Raw genomic sequence first — 2,582 nt, 5'->3', positions numbered from 1 at the left:
GACCGGCCTGCACCTGCTGCGCGCGGACGAACTGTCGGCCGAACAGATCATCACGCTGCGAAACCTGGCGCGCGTGCAGCTGCAGGCCGACGGGCAGGCCCTGCTGCACCAGGTGCGCGCCTGGTGCGACCGCCACGAAACGCCGGTGGCGTGCAACTGGCGCGGAGAGCCCGAGGTGCCGGACCCGGTGCCCCTGCACCTGGGCGAGGTCGCGCCAGCGCCGGCCGAGGGCGTGTTCGCAAGCGACATCGGCGCCTTCGCCTTCGAGGCGAGCGCCACGGAGACACCGCAGCGGCCCTGGTGCAACGTGCTGGCCAACCCCGGTTTCGGCGCGCTGCTGTCCGAGAGCGGCGGCGGCAACACCTGGGCGCTCAACAGCCGCCTGAACCAGCTCACCGCCTGGGCCAACGACCCCGTCGGCGACCCGCCCTCCGAATGTTTCCTGCTGCAGGACCGCCGCACGCGCGAGGTCTGGAGCATGACCCCGTCGGCCTGGGCCGCCGAAGGCGTCAGCTACCAGGTGGTGCACGGCCAGGGCCTCACCACCATTGACCACCGGCGCGGGTCGCTGGCCGCGTCGGTGAGCTGGAGTGTCGATGCCGACACCGCGGTCAAGCAGGTGCGCATCCGGCTGCGCAACCACGGCAGTGGCAAGGCCCACCTGCGCATCACCGGCCTGGTGGAGTGGATGATGGGCGAGAAGCGCAGCGACCGCGGCAGCCTGCTGAGCAAACCGTATTTCGTGAGCCCTCCGGGCAGTGGCCTGATCGGGCTGCTCTGCACCCAGACCGAGGCCGCGGGCGGCTTTGGCGGGGGCACCGCCTTCTTCTGCGAATCGCACGAAGGCGTGCACGACCCCGAAGGCCTGGACTGGACCTGCGACCGCCGGGCCTTCTTCGACCGCCAGGGCCAGCTGGTGCTGCCGCAGCGCCTGGGGCAGCGCAGCGGCTTCGGGCTGGACCCGTGTGCCGCGCTGTCGCGGCCGGTCACGCTGCGCCCCGGCGCGTCGCTCGATCAGGTCTTTTTGATCGGCTACGCGCCCGACCCCGAGGCGGCGCGAACGCTCATGCGCCAGGCCACCGCGACCAACGCCCGCGAGCGCGAACGCCACACCCGCGCGCGCTGGGACACGCTGCTGGGCGCGACCCAGGTGAGCACGCCCGACCCGCTCTTTGACGCGCTCGTCAACCGCTGGCTGCTCTACCAGACCGTGTCATCGCGCCTGTGGGCCAAAGCCGGCTTTTACCAGGCCGGCGGTGCCACTGGCTACCGCGACCAGCTGCAGGACGCGATGGCGCTGGTGGGGGCCGACCCGACCATCCTGCGTGCGCAGATCGTGCTCTGTGCGTCGCGCCAGTTCGAGGCCGGCGACGTGCAGCACTGGTGGCACGCACCGGGGGGCGCCGGCGTGCGCACGCATTTCTCCGACGACCTGCTGTGGCTGCCGCTGGCCACCTCCCACTATCTGCAGGCCACCGGCGACACCGCCCTGCTGGACGAAGCGGTGCACTTTCTTGACGGCCCGCCGGTGCCCGAGGGCGCGGAAGACCGCTACGACACGCCCGGCATCAGCCGCGAAAGCGCCAGCGTCTACGAACACGGCGCACGCGCCATCGACCGCAGCCTGCCGGTGGGCGCCCACGGCCTGCCGCTCATGGGCACCGGCGACTGGAACGACGGCATGAACCGCGTCGGTAGCGAAGGGCGTGGCGAGTCGGTCTGGCTGGCCTGGTTCCTGTGCAGCATCGTGATCGCCTGGCTGCCGCTGGTGCGGGCTCGCGGCGAACGCGACCGGGCGCGCGCCTGGGAAGCCGCGCTGGCCGGCTGGCGCGTCGCGCTGGGCAGCGAAGCCTGGGACGGCGCCTGGTTCAAGCGCGCCTTCTTCGACGACGGCAGCGCGCTGGGTTCGTCCACGCAGGCCGAGGCCCGCATCGACCTGATCGCGCAGGCCTGGAGCGTGCTGAGTGACCAGACCTCGCCCGAGCGCCAGCGCCAGGCGATGGACGCGGTGGAGGCGCAGCTGGTGGACCCGGCGCACGGGCTGATCCGCCTGCTTCACCCGCCACTGCAACACGCCCAGCCCAGCGCCGGCTACATCCAGGCCTATCCGCCGGGCGTGCGCGAAAACGGCGGGCAATACGCCCACGCCGGCGTCTGGGCGCTGATGGCCGCGGCCGCCCTGGCGCAGCGCGAGCCGGGCAACAGCTTTGCCCGCAACACGCCTTACCGCTACTTCACCTACCTGAGCCCGGCCTACCGCGCGGCACACCCCGACTGGGGGCCGCACTACGGCGTGGAGCCTTATGTGATGGCGGCCGATGTCTACAGCGCGCCGCCCTACGAGGGCCGCGGCGGCTGGAGCTGGTACACCGGCGCCGCGGGCTGGCTGCACCGCGCCGCGGTGGGGTCGATCCTGGGCCTGGAGATTGGGGCCGAGGAGTTGTTTTTCACCCCCTGCCTGCCTTTGCACTGGCCCCGGGCCGAGCTGACGCTGCTGCGCGACGGCCGCCACATGCGCTTTTTGCTGGTGCGCGGCGAAGCCGTGGCGGCACTGGCCGACTGCTCCGAGCCGCATGCCCAGC

At 72.2% G+C, this 2,582-nt stretch carries 1 protein-coding gene; it reads left to right on the top strand.

Going from position 1 to position 2,582, the window contains the following annotated elements; all coding sequences use genetic code 11:
• Positions 1-2,582: carbohydrate-binding protein (locus tag Q7W29_04660; GenBank protein MDO9171108.1), on the top strand; the 2,582-nt coding region annotated here is incomplete at both ends.

It is taken from the genome of bacterium (assembly GCA_030654305.1).
In the GTDB taxonomy this organism is placed as follows: Bacteria; Krumholzibacteriota; Krumholzibacteriia; order LZORAL124-64-63; family LZORAL124-64-63; genus PNOJ01.
This window is presented reverse-complemented; position numbering and strand designations above follow the sequence as displayed.